This is a genomic window from Nostoc sp. DedVER02 (genome assembly GCF_034530675.2).
Taxonomy (GTDB): domain Bacteria; phylum Cyanobacteriota; class Cyanobacteriia; order Cyanobacteriales; family Nostocaceae; genus Nostoc.
The window spans coordinates 173680-189201 of sequence record NZ_JAVRCP020000001.1; the positions used below are offsets into that span (position 1 = coordinate 173680).

Annotated in this window: 12 protein-coding genes; all 12 read right to left on the minus strand. The window is 42.9% G+C overall.

Features of this window, described 5'->3' with window-relative positions:
* Positions 1 to 2 precede the first annotated feature (2 nt).
* Positions 3 to 3032, minus strand: coding sequence for a N,N-dimethylformamidase beta subunit family domain-containing protein (locus tag RMZ41_RS00740; RefSeq protein ID WP_322643549.1), 3030 nt, complete (start codon positions 3030 to 3032; stop codon positions 3 to 5).
* 252 nt (positions 3033 to 3284) lie between these two features.
* A complete protein-coding gene (locus RMZ41_RS00745; protein ID WP_409874688.1) occupies positions 3285 to 4208 on the minus strand; it encodes a phytanoyl-CoA dioxygenase family protein in 924 nt (307 codons plus the stop codon).
* 30 nt (positions 4209 to 4238) lie between these two features.
* The gene (locus RMZ41_RS00750) at positions 4239 to 4952 is read right to left on the minus strand and encodes an acyltransferase (protein ID WP_322643550.1); all 714 of its coding nucleotides are present in this window, start codon (positions 4950 to 4952) and stop codon (positions 4239 to 4241) included.
* A gap of 389 nt (positions 4953 to 5341) precedes the next feature.
* Complete coding sequence (locus RMZ41_RS00755) at positions 5342 to 6739, minus strand: flavin reductase (protein ID WP_322643551.1); 1398 nt, start codon at positions 6737 to 6739, stop codon at positions 5342 to 5344.
* Between the two features lie 63 nt (positions 6740 to 6802).
* The gene (locus RMZ41_RS00760; protein WP_322643552.1) at positions 6803 to 8368 is read right to left on the minus strand and encodes a Rieske 2Fe-2S domain-containing protein; all 1566 of its coding nucleotides are present in this window, start codon (positions 8366 to 8368) and stop codon (positions 6803 to 6805) included.
* An 84-nt stretch (positions 8369 to 8452) separates the two neighbouring features.
* The gene (locus RMZ41_RS00765) at positions 8453 to 9211 is read right to left on the minus strand and encodes a class I SAM-dependent methyltransferase (protein WP_322643553.1); all 759 of its coding nucleotides are present in this window, start codon (positions 9209 to 9211) and stop codon (positions 8453 to 8455) included.
* A gap of 86 nt (positions 9212 to 9297) precedes the next feature.
* Positions 9298 to 10392, minus strand: coding sequence for a DegT/DnrJ/EryC1/StrS family aminotransferase (locus tag RMZ41_RS00770; RefSeq protein WP_322643554.1), 1095 nt, complete (start codon positions 10390 to 10392; stop codon positions 9298 to 9300).
* Positions 10389 to 11426, minus strand: coding sequence for a Gfo/Idh/MocA family oxidoreductase (locus RMZ41_RS00775; protein ID WP_322643555.1), 1038 nt, complete (start codon positions 11424 to 11426; stop codon positions 10389 to 10391). The genes RMZ41_RS00770 and RMZ41_RS00775 overlap by 4 nt, the downstream gene beginning before the upstream one ends.
* Positions 11427 to 11598: 172 nt before the next feature.
* Positions 11599 to 12129 carry an acyltransferase gene (locus RMZ41_RS00780; RefSeq protein ID WP_322643556.1) on the minus strand — a complete coding sequence of 177 codons (531 nt, stop codon included), beginning with the start codon at positions 12127 to 12129 and terminating at the stop codon, positions 11599 to 11601.
* Positions 12130 to 12180: 51 nt separating this feature from the next.
* Complete coding sequence (locus RMZ41_RS00785; RefSeq protein ID WP_322643557.1) at positions 12181 to 13461, minus strand: polysaccharide ABC transporter ATP-binding protein; 1281 nt, start codon at positions 13459 to 13461, stop codon at positions 12181 to 12183.
* A gap of 14 nt (positions 13462 to 13475) precedes the next feature.
* The gene (locus RMZ41_RS00790; RefSeq protein WP_322643558.1) at positions 13476 to 14321 is read right to left on the minus strand and encodes an ABC transporter permease; all 846 of its coding nucleotides are present in this window, start codon (positions 14319 to 14321) and stop codon (positions 13476 to 13478) included.
* Positions 14322 to 14352: 31 nt separating this feature from the next.
* Entirely contained in the window at positions 14353 to 14781 is a 429-nt protein-coding gene (locus tag RMZ41_RS00795) for a hypothetical protein (protein WP_322643559.1), read from the minus strand.
* Between the last annotated feature and the right edge of the window lie 741 nt (positions 14782 to 15522).

Sequence of the window (15522 nt, forward strand, 5' to 3'; positions counted from 1 at the left end):
CTTTAAGGAACGATGAGGTTTGCATTTGGCGCCTGGGGTTTAGCTCCCATATCTGCTAGGACGTTAACAGTTATTTGCTTGGCACGAATATCTTCCCTCGCTGGGCTGACACCATCGCTGTCTAGCCCCCACGCCCACTGATTAGATCCGATGGCAAAGACTTTAGCTCCACTACTGGTCGTGTAGCGGACTGAATTAGCTATATTGTAGTTAGTGTTAGCGGGCAAGCCTGGTTCATTGGATGGTTCAAATTCATTAGCAATACCATCAGGAACTACTGGTGACTCAGAAAGAGTAACAAGACCAGGAGGGGTAAACCCATTATTGATAACTGCATCCCATTCATTGCCTACTAATAGAGCTAAACTATCTCCTTGCTGGAGATTAGTGTAGGCATAGTAAGGATCTGAACTATTACTGACTACATAATTGAAGCCTTTATACCAAGGTGGCCCAAAAAAAGCACCAGTATACATGACTCCCAACAAGGCATTTTCTGGGCGATTGTTTTGAGGGCTGCGATATTTATTAGTGGCTGCTGATGTTCCCTGCTGTTGGACAACTGGATCTTCTGCCCAATCGCCTTTGTAGCATACCATCACCCGATCAGGTTTCACTTGCCCAGCAGCAAGAGTGGAATTTTCAAACCTCACACGCCAATAAGCAGTATTGGCAGAGAAAAATGCCAAATTTTTGCCGCCGTTGCGGCCATTCTCAACATGATCGCGTATTTCTTTAGACCAATACTCATCATGACCCACAGACAGGAAGACTTCGTGATTCAACAACAGGTTGGAGTTCGTGTGGACATCCATGTTTGTGACGTAGGTAACATCATATGCTTGAGATTCCAGCCAACGCAGCATATTGTATTCCACTCGCAGTGGGGTATCAAACTCTTGGGAGCTTGCACTATACGATTGCCAATATGGTCGGTCGTAAGAAACCTTCAATGCTCTCTGTCCCCCAACACTATTGAATGGATATAAGCTATGACCTCCTGTAGGGCTATAAGCCAAGACAGTGGAAACGCTGCTTTGGAACAGAACATCAGCACTGCTATTATCATCGCGCACCACAAACCACACATGCGCCTCTTTGCCAGTCGCCTGTTCGGTCAGTTTGGCTACATAAATACCACTAGTCCAGTTATTACCTACTTGCAAGACGTAGGAAGTTGTCCAGTTACACTCGACCAAGTTGGTATTGAGGTCTTGAGTATAGGCAGGTTGGGTCGTACCATTGAGTGAACCACTACTCGCTATCAGCCTTCCTCCCTTGCCACCATAGTAGCCCAAGCGATACACGTCGATGGTAAACTGTCCAGCTTGTCCAAGAGAAACTTTAATGTCTAGCGATTCTCCTTTGTTGACACTAGTCGCCGAGGCATAGCCGGCGATCTCGCCACTACCGATGTTGACAAGCTTCCAGTTAATTGTGCCGGGATTTAAGTTTTCCAAATAGATGGCATTGGGGTTGGTTGGAGTTGTTGAAGCGGAGAAGGTGACACTGCCGATGCCAGACACCGTTGCGGTGACTACTACTCCTCCAGGTCCAGTAGGTACTGATCCCAGGGTTAAGTTCGTGCTTGCTTGACCGCTAGCATTGGTGACTGCACTAACGGGCGAGACTGACCCCCCACCATCGGTAACGGCAAAGTTGACTGTGACTCCTGACTGGGGATTATTTTGAGCGTTTACGACTCGTACCACTAGGGGGTTCGGCAGAGTCACCCCCGTCGTCCCCGTCTGACTGTCTCCACTGACTTTAACCAAAGTACTGCCAACGACAAAGGCGATGTCGCGATAATAGTTAGTATTCCGAAAAGAACTGCTTGGGAAAGAATTGGGACTAACATTAAACACCCCATTGTTGTTGTCTGCCACTGAGCTGAGATCGCCATTGATTATGGAACTGCCCAGTTGATCATAAGTAGCGACAAAATAAGCGTTGGCGTTGACAGAGACCACATAAATGGTATTAGCTTGAATATTAACTGGGGGTTCTAAAAGCTGTTCCTGCCAGCCAGAAGCTGTCTCATTAGTAAAAGTGATGCTTCCCAAAAGCTCTCCTGTTGCCCTCCAGATTTTGCCAAGATGAGTTCCTGTCTCACTAGGGGCTTTCCAGAAGCGAATGACGGTAATCTGTCCTCCCTTGGCGCTGCGGAATTTCATGCCTAATTCATAGGGAACCCCATCGGTGAAATCTGAAATGCTCGGTACTTGAGTCGTCAGGATATTTTGGCTATCTCCTGAGGGACTAGCAGCGGCTGAGAAGGTAACGCTACCGATTTCGGTCGCAGTAGCACTGACAGTATTAGTCACAGCACTGGTTGCTCCAAAAGCACTTCCCAGCGTTAAGGTGGTACTAGCTTGACCGCTAGCATCAGTAACTGCACTTCCAGGCGAGACTGACCCCCCACCAGCAGTAACGGCAAAGTTGACTGTGACCCCAGATTGAGGATTGCCAGTACCATCCTTGATCTGAACAACGAAGGGATTAGGCAAGGGAGTTGCAGACGCACCAATCTGATTGTCGCCACCGATCTTTGTAATCGTCGGCAGTGAGACAGCTACAAAGTTGATATCGCGATAATAGTTGCTATTCCGGAAAGAACTGCTTGGGAAAGAATTTGCACTAACATTAAACATCCCATTGTTGCCGTCTGCCACCGAGCTGAGATCCCCATTGACTATGGGGATCTCTAGTTCATCATAAGTGGCCACAAAATAAGCGTTGGCGTTGACAGAGACCACATAGGTTATGTTAGCTTGGATGTTAACTGGCGGTTCTAGAAGCTGTTCCTGCCAGCCAGAAGCCGTCTCGTTAGTAAAAGTAGTGCTTCCCAAAAGCTGTCCTGTTGCTGTCCAGATTTTGCCAGTATGAGTTCCTGTCTCGCTAGGGGCTTTCCAGAAGCGAATACCGGCAATCTGTCCTACCTTGGCGCTGCGGAATTTCATGCCCAATTCAAAGGAAACACCATCAGTAAAATTGGGAATAGTCGGAACTTGATTGGTAAATAAAACAGCCATTTGCTATAAAGTTTAATTACTAAGGTTTATAAATAGTTAATTTTCCTAACTAGCAGCATTGAGCGATCGCCTTTGAACAAACAAACTGCTAAAAGGTTTGATCTGGCTCACCAACGACTCTTTACTGATACAGATGCTAAGTTGCCAGCTAAGTAGTCGCCTAGAATTAATTACTCTGCTTGCAAAATAAACGTTTTCAATCACTCTTCAACTTGGAGTCACCATTTGCGCGATACAAATGCTGGGCGACCATCATACAGACTCTCGCAACCCCTTGAAAGCCGATTTAGCGCGTCTCCATAGCTGAGAAGCGTTTCTCCTCAGATCCCAATCTATTGGTCGTTGCCAGTTTTCGGGCAGCACTTCCCAATCGGGATCAAGCCTCCAGTTATTCGTCTGAAGAAGAGCTTGTCCCCGAGGAGAGAACTGTACCCTCCGCTTGGGAGGTACGACAGCCCAATGGTTCATGAGTGGATTGTGGTCAACTCGACAAAGTCCAACCAGTAGAAGCCGTCGATTGCTACGGCTTCGATTCTGTCCCACCGAATGAATCATAGTTGGATCTATGACAACGAGATCTCCAGCCTTGGCAGTCAGCTGTACCGCAGATGACGGTCGACTGGATCTGAGTTGTTCTACAGAGTATCTTGCGGAAATTTCCTGACGGTGTGTGCCCGGTATTACCCAAGTTGCACCATTCTCTTCAGTAGTATCCGTTAAACAGAAAAACATCCACAGGTACGATTGGGCGTGGGAAACCTCAAAGTCTCTATGCCAATCGAAGCCCTCGATATGTTGATCCCAGTCGAATGCATCGATATCTGTTTCCTCAGGGAGATGCCGTGCTTCCAGGAGTGTCATGTCCCATAACCTCGTTTCACCAAGAACGGCAGAACTGAGCAGGTGAACTGTGTCATGATCTAGGAGATCGCGCGCAGATTGATCCCAGCAATAGAAACGTCGCGCCGCACAAATGTATGAGCTGGGCAAAGTATGAGAGAGCCTAATACCAGAGGAAAGAGCGCGATCGACCGCAATAGTCGCAAGGTCGGCAGCTGCATTTAGCTTATCTAACCAGCTTTGATCAAGCTGATTCGGAAAAACCGTGAAACCATTTTGTAAGATTGACTCTGTGTGGTGCTGAATCGATAAAACATCAAGTTTTGAAGCTATCACGACAGACCCCCAATAATTAATAAAATTCGCTTATTTTTCATCTTCTATGTTTTTGTTTGATTCGTATCCTTCTCGCCAGCGTAAAAACTTAGCAGGAACACCAGCAACGATCGCATATGGTGGTACATCTTTTGTGACCACTGCTCCCGCTCCGACAATGCTACCTTTGCCAACTGTGACTCCTGGCAGGATAATTGCATTTACGCCAATGTCAGCTCCTGATTCAATTTTTACGGATTTGACCTCAAAATCTGTTTGGATTATCTGAGCCTCTATCGGTAATCCAGTGTGGGATGAACATAAAACTTTTGCTCCTGGACCCCAGCCTACATAGTCTTCGATAATTAAGTCTCTAGCATCAAAGTAGCTCTGCGGCCCAATCCAAACATTGTTGCCAATAACACATCTACCTTTAAACCATCCCCGGATATATGTTTGTCCGCCGATAAACACTCCGTTGCCAATCTCAAAGGTTTCTAAGTGTTTAAAATTTACATTAGTATCAATATGCACGCCATGTCCAAACTGACGAGCCATTGCACGCCAAATGACTCGCCGCATCAATATGTCATAATCACCTTCACCAAGTGCAAAGCGTCCGTACAAATCAAGTAATGCACTGCGATCGTACTGAGTACGTAAGTGCTCTGCTAATCCGATTTCAAAGTCAGGATCTTGTTTTAGTTTTTGTGAACCGTGGACAGCCTTAACCACCTGTATTCTCACATTAGGCACATTAGACATTAATGACCTCCACTACTGCAACACTTCTAGCGCCCATATCCATGCTTGAAAGCTTTGTCCACTATATATCGAGTAATAGTTACATATTGATGTATGCAAACTTAAGCACTGATTACAATCAATCTGCCTTTATTTTACAAAAAAGGCAGAGGGCAGAGGGCTTTTATGAAAGGAGCATCAATAAAAACACTCATTTGCTGGGTCTAAAGCCCAGTTTCAAAAAAGAATTGTATCGATACGCGTAGCGCAAGATACAAAGTATCCAAGATCAATCCCACGTTTTTAAACATGGGTTTCCTTCTGCCTTCTGCCTTCTACCTTCGTACTTCTGCCTTCTGAACTAGTTTCGGAATCGCCTAAATGATCTCAGATGGTTGTCATAATCACGACTAGCCATTTACTGGTAATACATTCGCCCAAGGAAGCCATTCTATGGGATTTTCTGGTGTTACATCTGCACGAACTCGTATCTGGCGAACTTCTCCGAGGAACATAATATGTGTTCCTAAAGTTACCTCACCTATAACTTGACAGTCAAAGTGTATGGGTAAAGCAGGTAAAACAGGTGCCCAGTCATTTGGCTCTACTTGCAATCCTGACCTTGCAATCTTTTGCGGATCTTTGGCAAGAGAAATATTACCTGCGTACTTGATGGCATCAATCACAACATCGTTAATAAAGGGCACACCGCAACCGAATTTGCCAGTTTTGCGGATAATATCCAAACTTACACGCGGAGCATAACGTTCATTAATCTGGGCGTAGGAAATGCAAGGTGTGATTACCAATGGATGTCTGCTTAAAATTGTTGTTGACCCACAAGGCATGAGATTGGGAGTTCCATCTTCAGCCCAAGAAGTAATCATGCCTGCTGATGATGGGAAGAAGCAAGGCCAGCGAGCTCTATCGTTATCGACTTCTACTTGATCTTCTGCTAAGGGAGAAAGATACTGAATCGCCATGCCGTTTTCCACAACATCGGCTTCAAAGGCGATTGTACCTGCCGATGGAAAGGCGTAGTGGGGTGTATATCCTTTTTTGTAACCGTTATCTTGAATCTGGTTCTCTGTCACAGATACACTCTTCTGAAGTTCGTGCTGTGGTTCCCAAGCTGGCAAACTGCGCCAGAGGATTTGACTACGGCCTTGGGCTATGTCTTGTCGCAGTTGAATGGCATTGATTTCGAGAAAATAAACTTTATGGCTACCAAGGTCAAGCCAAGGTTGAGAATAAATTGCTTGACCTTCAAAATCTTTACCAGGCTTAACAAGTTTTGCTTCGTAAACCATGTATGCAGAGTCAAACACAGGTGCGTCATTTGTTAACGCTTTGTGTGTTGCTAATCCCGAATAAGCAATGCGTGAGTGAGTCTTTTCTTCGGGTACGGTAGCAATTGCATTCATGGCTGTGTCAAGTTGATCGCCCGGAGGGAGAAACTGGACAGCAACGCTACCACTGCTTTCCAGCATATCAGTGAAGGCGCGTCGGACATGATGTCGTTGTGATAGCTCTTGAGTACAAAAGCTCAGAGCTAAAACATAGGGAAATCTATTGACTATTGAGGCTCCGACAACTTTTTCTAGGCCAATTTGGGAACCATCAGCAGTAGTAACTAAACAAATTGGACAAGGGAAAAAAGCCGGCCATCGACTATCATTTGCTAGTTCTTCGAGATTTTCTGGCAAATCCCGGATATAAAATTTATCTTCTATCATTCGCCAATTAGCATCAGTCTGTAAGCTGGTTCTTGGCCATAGATAGCGGTACTGTTCCAAAATATTAGACATAAAACACCTCTCTAAAAATTACTCACAAAGAAGATTTAAAAACAACAATAAAGTAGATATCAGCTATTTCAGTACTCTTGGTTTCTCATGGCTACTTTCACAAACTTTCAGAGGCATATTGCCGCCGACAATGCACTCGCCAGAATGAAGATCGAAGACCCATTGATGCCTCGGACAAATTAATTTGCCATCTTGGATCTTGGCATGAGAAAGATCGGCTCCAGCATGAGGACAATAACGTTGAACTTGGTATTCTTCAAACTCATCTCTCACCAGAATTGTTTCATTCTCGGCTTCTCTCATTACATTTTCAACTTGGGCAATCAACTGCGGTTCCTTGCCATAACGTAGAACGGCGAATAAAGGCCAGTTATAGACATCTGGTCGACGTTTTGCCGCAAACCTCATGCTTAAAAATAAATCCTCCCATTCCTCCTTGCCTTCTACAAGAAGATTCGCGATCGCGCTGTCAATGGTAAACTGATAATTCGGAGTCTCTATAGATGATTGCATAACCGCAAAATGCTGATTGCGGGTGTCAACATACACACAGCCACCGATATCACCAGTGAGGATGAACTTGACGAGAGCATTGACTTTATTAGTCAGGTAATTGCTTGCAGAGAATAGCTGCTGGAGGTGGTCTGTGAATTTTTGCATAAATTCCAGACCTGGTTGTGGCAAACTCTTGAGGTAGGATTGAATAATGTCAGTTCTCTGGCGCTTGTATTCATTTAGCAGGGATACTTTTTCGCTAAAATCAAAACTCTGGCATAGGGATTTAACTTGCAATTTACCATCAGAGGCGATCGCTACGTCATCTCCTGGCAAAAGCAGTTGCAAATTACCATTAAGTCTGGTCGCTAATTCTTGATAAACATCCCATTGGTCGTGGAAAATACCGTTTTCAGAAAAATTCAGGTGGAATAGCTCATCTTCTAAAAAGCAAGGTGGCCCGGCAGAATGGACAATCTCTTTGGCATCAATGCCATTGGCAAAGTTAACCAAGTTATCTAGCATATCCTTTTTCAGCTTGGCTGCTATCTGTTGCTGTTTTTTAACTCCATAGGCATAGGTCGCTGGATACCACATTGCCCCAGAAAATTGGGCAAACAGCAAATCAATTCCATGACTCCGATATTTGGGAATATCTTCATCTGGAATATGACAGTCATTTTTGTGCAAGATATTTGTATTGCCTACTTTGATCAGTAATGCTGAATCAATCTTGTACAATGAAGAGTCTTTAACAATCAAGACATTCAGGTTATCACCTAGTTTGTGTTCTTCCCAATCCTGTAACTGCTTAATTCGTGGGAAGCCAAGATGAGCAATTTCTTGGGCAAAAGTGTCTGATATAAAGTCAGCAATAATAACAGTTACTTTGTCTTTAGGAAAGTCTCTGAGAAAATCCTTGTCAAAGTGGTCATCATGGTCATGGCTGATATATAAATAATCTGCATCATACAGGCTTTGCCGCTCAATAAAATCATTAGGTGGGTATTGATGCCAAGTATGCAGGAAAGCACCACTTTCACTAAGCCAAGGATCGCACAGTAGTTTTACACTAGGAGTCTTGAGGAAAATGCCCGCGTGACCGATAAATTGAAGGGTGAAAGTTTCAGTCATTCAGATGCTTAATTAATTGGTGGTCTTGAGTATGTAAAGACGCATTGTAGTAATGTACAAAATACAAAAGTTAGAAAAGTAATTTTAATTTTTTTGTGCCAAAAAGTAAATAGTTGCTGAGTATTCAATGGGAAGATCTAAACCTAACTCGAACAAGCCCTGTAGCTGTTGATCGCTACAAGAAACAAGCATGCTATTAGGTAACGCCTTAGTGAACATTCCCTTTTTCTCAATAATCTGGAACCCAGCCTCTAAGATTAGTTCTTCCATCTCGTAAAATATAAAAGCATGCTTATGTCCTATACGTCGGTCTAATTCACCTAATTCTCCCGGATAGGAAGCCAAGCCCATCTTGACTGCCAAACGACGATGTAAACTGAGGGCGTGAGGCACTACAACTGCTAATTGACCTCCCGGTTTTAGCCAATTCTGGTAAGCCAGATGGAGAATCAGCGAAGGATTGTCTACATGTTCAAGAACGAATGTTGCCAGGACAGTGTCAAAAGGCTGGTCTGGCTGATAGTCCTCGAAAAGAGAACATACTGGTGTCCATTGCTTGCCAGCAGGTTGATCGACCAATTTTTCCTGCATGGCAGCTAACAAGCCTGACGAGCCATCTATACTCGTTACATCAGCAAACTTTTCCAATAGTTTTGGAGTCCAAATTTGATCGCCAACACCTAACTCCAAAATGCGTTCACCGTTCAGCCTAGATATGACCACATCTGAAATCAAATTTAATATTTTTTGGTCAACTCCTCTATCTTTGGTTGGGTTAAGATACTCAGTCTTTATTTGCTCTAGTTCTCTTTTAGAGACCAACTGCTCTGTTGATTCGATCATTGTTGTTTTCTCCAAAATTGAGTTATCCTACATATCATTAGATTTACCAATCCCACACTTCTTTCTGGCATTACCGAAAGTTTCAGTCATGTTGAGCTAATTACCGCTTTTACGACTTGAGTTTGTAATTCTGTAGTGAGTTCTGCATACATAGGTAGAGATAGCACTTCTCTAGATGCTGCTTCTGAGTGCGGAAAATCCCCCGCTTCGTGTCCTAAATCAGCGTAAGCCTGTTGCAAGTGTACGGGAATAGGATAATGAATGCCTGTCTGGACTCCTTGCTCCTGTAGCTGTTGTTGCAATGCATCTCGTTGGAGCGATCGCACTGCATAGACATGGTAAACGTGACGGCTGTAAGGCATTACAGTAGGTATACCTACACCAGATTCAGCCAAAAGTTGGTCATAGTGGACTGCGTGTGTTCTTCTTGCTTCTGTCCAGTCTTCGATGTAGCGTAACTTCACCCGTAAAATCGCTCCCTGAATTCCATCCATGCGATAGTTGTAACCCTTCAATACATGGTGATACCTGCGTTCTTGACCCCAGTCGCGCAGCATTCCCATAGTCTGGGCATATTCAGGATTATTGGTGACTGCCATGCCTCCCTCACCGTAAGCCCCTAAATTCTTACCAGGGTAAAAGCTAAAACAGCCAATGTCACCGATACTACCTACACGTTGCCCCTTGTACTCAGCGCCGTGAGCTTGAGCGGCATCTTCTATAACGGCCAAACCATGACGGCGAGCAATGTCCAAAATTGGCTCCATGTCTGCTGGTTGACCGTACAAATGCACGGGTAAAATTGCTTTAGTGCGTTCGGTTATCGCTTTTTCAATTTGGGTAACATCTATTGTGTAGGAAATAGGATCGATATCTACGAAAACAGGGGTGGCTCCGGTATAACAAATTGCTGCTGTGGTCGCAACGAAGGTGAAAGGCACGGTAATCACTTCATCACCCGCACCGATGCCTGCTGCTAATAATCCTAAATGGAGGGCGCTAGTACCTGTATTGACAGCAATGCCATAATCTGCATTGCAGTAAGCGGCAAACTCTTCTTCAAAGGCTTTGACTTCATTCCCCAAGACGAATTGTGTACTTGCAAGTACTTTTAAAACAGCAGTATCAATTTCGTCTTTAATACTCAAGTATTGAGTTTTTAGGTCTACAAATGGAATCACGCTGCTACCTCTGCCACATTCAGTTCAATTAATCGGCCTTGCTGCTTGAGAGACTGGGATGCAGCTTCGAGAATTCTGACTACCCGCAGTCCTGCTTCTCCATCAGTAATTGGGCGATCGCCTTGTTCAATACAATGAATGAAGTGCAATCCCTCTGTTTTCAATGCCTCTGTCATATCTAACTTGGGTGAGTACATATCCCCTGTACGATAACCAATCATCATTTGGTACACGCTTTCGGAGTTGCCATTGACTGTAATACCCTTGTCGTAAATCTTGACTTTTTCACTTGGTTCTAAGTCATCGTAAACAATCATCCGTTGACTACCACCAATCAATGTGCGACGAATTTTCACTGGTGCTAACCAATTGACATTGATGTGAGCAATGAGATTTTTTTCAAAGAATAAGGTCAAGTAGGCGATATTTTCTGGTTCTCCAGGAACATGGCTGATGCCTGTAGCAGAGATAGCATAAGGTTGAGATGGCAGTAGATAGCTCATGATTGAGAGGTCGTGGACTGCCAAATCCCAGATGACATTAACATCATGCTGAAACAGTCCCAGGTTGACGCGGACAGAATCGTAATAGTAAATATCACCCAAGGAATTAGTGGCGATCAAATCGTGCATTTTGCGGACAGCACCCGTATAGACAAAGGTGTGATCGACCATTAAGACTAGGTTGCGTTTTTCTGCTTCTTCAATCAGCCGCATTGCTTGGTCGGAGGTAGTTGTCATTGGCTTCTCTACCAGGACATGTTTACCAGCTTGCAATGCAGCTAAAGCTAATTCAAAGTGAGTTGAAACTGGTGTGGCGATCGCTACAGCGTCAATCTGGGGATCTGTAAATATGTCTCGACAATCTTTAGTAACTTGGATTGTCGGATAACGAGCTTGTACCTTTGCCAATAGTTGTGGGCTAAAATCACTGACTGTTCTAACTTGAACTCCTGGCATTTCTACAAAATTTCTTACCAGATTTGGGCCCCAATAACCATAGCCGATTACACCGAGCTTAATAATATTTGCCATTGTTTTTAATTAATCAAAATTTACTTTTTATGCACTATCAACTACTGCCACTAAAAGGTGGTCATAGTTTCTGGGTGAATTGGAAATTACTTTTATCTTTGCAATGCTTCAGAGTCCACCAAGAAGTTACTTAATATCTATAAATAGATTGCGTACACAAAACTTAAGGCTCTTACAAATTACTAGCTGATATTTCTAAATTTAGGCGATTTTCTACAGAGGGTCGCAGCCCATCGCGCACATCCCCGATCGCACGAGCGGGGACTCCAACTACAATTGCATTATCAGGAACATCATGAGTTACAACTGCTCCAGAACCGACGATCGCTTTTTCACCAATAGTTACACCTGGCAGGATGGTAGCATTACTACCAATAGATGCACAGCGTTTTACTAAAGTTTTAACTGTATACCAATCATCTTCAGTTTTTAAACTGCCATCTTCATTGGTTGCACGCGGATAAAGGTCATTAGTGAACATGACTCCATGGCCAATAAAGACTTCATCTTCTAGTACCACCCCTTCACACAGAAAACTATGCGATGATATTTTACACCGACTACCGATAGTGACATCTTTTTGAATTTCCACAAATGTACCAATTTTCGTGTCATCACCAATAACGCAACCGTAGAGGTTCACAAGATGGGGATGAAAAATTTTGACATTTTTGCCTAACTGGACATCATTATTTATTGCCATAATTTGTAATATTTTGAAATTATTAAAGAATTTTAATCACATTTTTTGAGATTAAGTAACTTGCCAAATGGCATCTTCTATATAAGTACCTTCATCTGCTTGCCACGGATCGTCTGGTCGCTCGATAGTAGGCATTAAAATCTCAAACGGACAAATCTCTCTTAAGTTTTCCAGCAAAATTCTGCTATTAGCCCCATGCCCCAACCAAGTTCTTAAGGTGTAAGAACCCATGTAGAGCCTGAATTTTGGGATCTCACACCGAAGAAGAAATGTTCCTTTCTCTCGGCAAAATGCAGCTTGATGAGCTTCAAAAAAATAGAGCGCACAAATAGGTTGTTCCAGAGCACTGACAACCTGGAAGGAAAAACGCAAGCTTTCGTGAGGGTTGCTGACGTGAAGTGCAAACTCAAAAGTTATTGGTTTGCCCCAATCGTGAATTCCATGCTCTTGAGAGGTATGGATTTTTGCCCAAGCTATATGGTTGCCAGTTTTGTTCGCTGGAGCTTGATAATAAGCCTCTGCCTTGGAATCATCTTTTTGCCCACCAGCCAGATATAACTGTACTGCTTTGCTAGTATCACCTTCAAACTGAATACTACCCTTAGAAAGTAGTATGCAACGTTTGGTGAGTTGAGAAATAGCTTGCATACTATGACTGACGAATAAAACTGTTCTTCCCTCTTTCGTTGCGACATCATCCATTTTCCCCAAGCACTTCTTCTGAAATGCCGAATCGCCTACAGCCAAAACTTCATCGACAATTAAAATCTCTGGCTCTAAATGGGCTGCAACGGAAAAAGCAAGGCGGACATACATTCCTGAAGAATATCGCTTGACTGGAGTATCTAAGAACTTTTCCACATCCGCAAAGGCTACTATTTCATCAAATTTCTTTTTAATTTCGGCTCTACTCATCCCCAGAACAGAACCGTTGAGATAAATGTTCTCCCGTCCCGTAAGTTCTGGGTGAAATCCCGTCCCTACTTCTAATAAGCTTGCTACTCGCCCTTTAATGGTGATACGTCCCCTTGTTGGTTCGGTAATCCTGCTAAGAACCTTTAAAAGGGTGGATTTCCCGGCTCCATTGCGTCCAATAACACCAATGGCTTCACCTTGTTGAATCTCAAAGGAAACATCTTTTAATGCCCAAAATTCTTCCCGCGTTGGGCTGGGCATTTTTTTGCCCCCAGGTTTTATAAATGCCTTGGTAAAAGCTGTAGCACCATCAGCAATTACATCCCGCAAAGCTTTGTAGCGACGACCTTGCTCTTGCTGGTGAGCAATAATATATTTTTTGCTTAAATTCTCAACACTAATCATATTCTCAGACATCTGCACAGTCCTTACTAAATTACGTCAGCAAATGTCCGTTCCATTTTGCGGAAGTACCAAATGCCACTTACTAGTAACAAGGCAACTAGTCCTAGAGATAGTGTGAATCCAGCCCAGTAAAGTTTGGACTCTCCCCCTAAAATTGCCCAGCGAAAGCCATCAATAACGCCCACCATTGGGTTTAAATAGTAAAGTAAACGCCATTGCTCTGGCACAATGCTGCTACTAAAACCAACGGGCGATATGTATAAACCAAACTGCACAATAAATGGCACAATATAGCGGAAATCTCGATATTCCACATTTAAAGCTGCTAACCACAGCCCTACTCCTAATGAAGCAGTAAAGGCAATGCTTATAAATAAGGGTAATAATAATATCCGCCAATTAGGAACAAAATCATACCAAGCCATAAGTCCTAAGAGAATTATCGCAGAAACTAGAAAGTCTACAAAGCTAACAATCACCGAACTAGCAGGCACAATTAAGCGGGGAAAGTATACTTTAGAAATCAAGTTGGCATTACTAATTAGACTATTGCTACACTCACTGAGGGAACTAGAAAAAAACTGCCAGGGTAACAAGGCAGCAAATACCAGTATTGGATAAGGCGCTGTTCCCTCTGAAGGTAATTTCGCCAAGTTTCCGAAGATGACACTGAATACGATCATGGTCAAAAATGGTCGAATTAGTGCCCAGAGCATACCAATCACTGTTTGTTTGTAGCGCACTAGAATGTCACGCCAAGCCAAAAAATAGAATAGCTCTCGATAGCGCCACAAGTCTTTCCAATACTGCTCTTCACTACGTCCAGCTTCAATTACCAATTCTGGCTTTGAAGTAATTTCTCCACTACTCATAATATTGATTAAAGACAACTGCTTTTAAGCATTAATTGACAAATTGAAAATCTTTGATGTTGTGATAGTTAAGCATCTTTGCCTGCTTGCGAGTAAATTCTCCAACAGAAGGGTTTCCTTCAGGATTGATTACTCCTGTTACTTGCTGCCAAAGCTCTTGTGGCGCTAGAGAAACTTTATAGGTGCGTTCGTTTGACTTGCATACGTGATACCACTTCGTTTGCTGGCAGTGGTCACACCAAAAGGCTTCCAACCATTCTCCCCCTATACTAACTGTGGTTTGACTTGCTACTAACATCAATGCACTTCGGCGGCTCATGCCCCGTTGCTGCAACTGTCCTGCTTGGTCGGCAAACAATTGATATTTTTGACTCCTGCTTTCAAGGTAACAGCCATGATTGGGACAATAGATATCCCTTCGTTTTGAACGTTTCCGATTTCGGTCACACCTTCTCTGCAATTCGACCTCCCACTTCAATAAATAAACAGTGAAATTCGGAAGGTTACGTTGGAGGAACTGAGATCAAAAAGACCATCGAAGCTCATCTCCTAAAGTTAAAAACTAAATTTTATTTAATCAAACTAACCAGATTGAAAAACATTCTAAAATCAAAAATTTTTTTCTGAAATTTGTAATAAGTTTAACCTTGTCGCTAGGCAATAAAACTACCCAATGTTTTTAAAAGCGTTATTTACCACTGTCAATATGTCTTAAAGCATAACATAGTTTTGACTACTTCATAATTATCTTAATTCAACTTATCAGTATCATAAAATAAAACTAGTTTTAAGTTTTTTGTGATAGCTTAAGCATGATAATAATAAGGCTTATAAAAAGTTATAAGTCTAACTAATAGCTGTTCTTATGAATTGCTTTTGATAATTGTTTTTCTACTTCAATTACGCATTAAATATAACCCTCCAATAAGTTAAATATTATCTAATAGGCAAGATTTTTTCTTTAAGCAAAGTGTGAATCTAGCTTAAAGAAAAGGTAAATTCTCTGGTAGAACAGTACTGTCTATTGTGCTTATTGCCCTTGTGTTCCAAATATTGAGAAAGTACTGCCAGATTCAAAAGATAATGGCAAATACTTCCGATAAATACCTGGATTTTGCATAATTGACACCGCTAATACCGTTTCACTGGTAAGGCAAGGGAGAATCTTTTGTACCTGTATCTTCGAGAATTGGGATAAAGG

Coding starts and splice junctions, on each gene's coding strand:
- RMZ41_RS00785 (WP_322643557.1), bottom strand. CDS start 13,461: ATGTCTGAGAATATGATTAGTGTTGAGAATTTAAGCAAAAAATATATT.
- RMZ41_RS00765 (WP_322643553.1), bottom strand. CDS start 9,211: ATGATCGAATCAACAGAGCAGTTGGTCTCTAAAAGAGAACTAGAGCAA.
- RMZ41_RS00760 (WP_322643552.1), bottom strand. CDS start 8,368: ATGACTGAAACTTTCACCCTTCAATTTATCGGTCACGCGGGCATTTTC.
- RMZ41_RS00790 (WP_322643558.1), bottom strand. CDS start 14,321: ATGAGTAGTGGAGAAATTACTTCAAAGCCAGAATTGGTAATTGAAGCT.
- RMZ41_RS00750 (WP_322643550.1), bottom strand. CDS start 4,952: ATGTCTAATGTGCCTAATGTGAGAATACAGGTGGTTAAGGCTGTCCAC.
- RMZ41_RS00780 (WP_322643556.1), bottom strand. CDS start 12,129: ATGGCAATAAATAATGATGTCCAGTTAGGCAAAAATGTCAAAATTTTT.
- RMZ41_RS00755 (WP_322643551.1), bottom strand. CDS start 6,739: ATGTCTAATATTTTGGAACAGTACCGCTATCTATGGCCAAGAACCAGC.
- RMZ41_RS00740 (WP_322643549.1), bottom strand. CDS start 3,032: ATGGCTGTTTTATTTACCAATCAAGTTCCGACTATTCCCAATTTTACT.
- RMZ41_RS00775 (WP_322643555.1), bottom strand. CDS start 11,426: ATGGCAAATATTATTAAGCTCGGTGTAATCGGCTATGGTTATTGGGGC.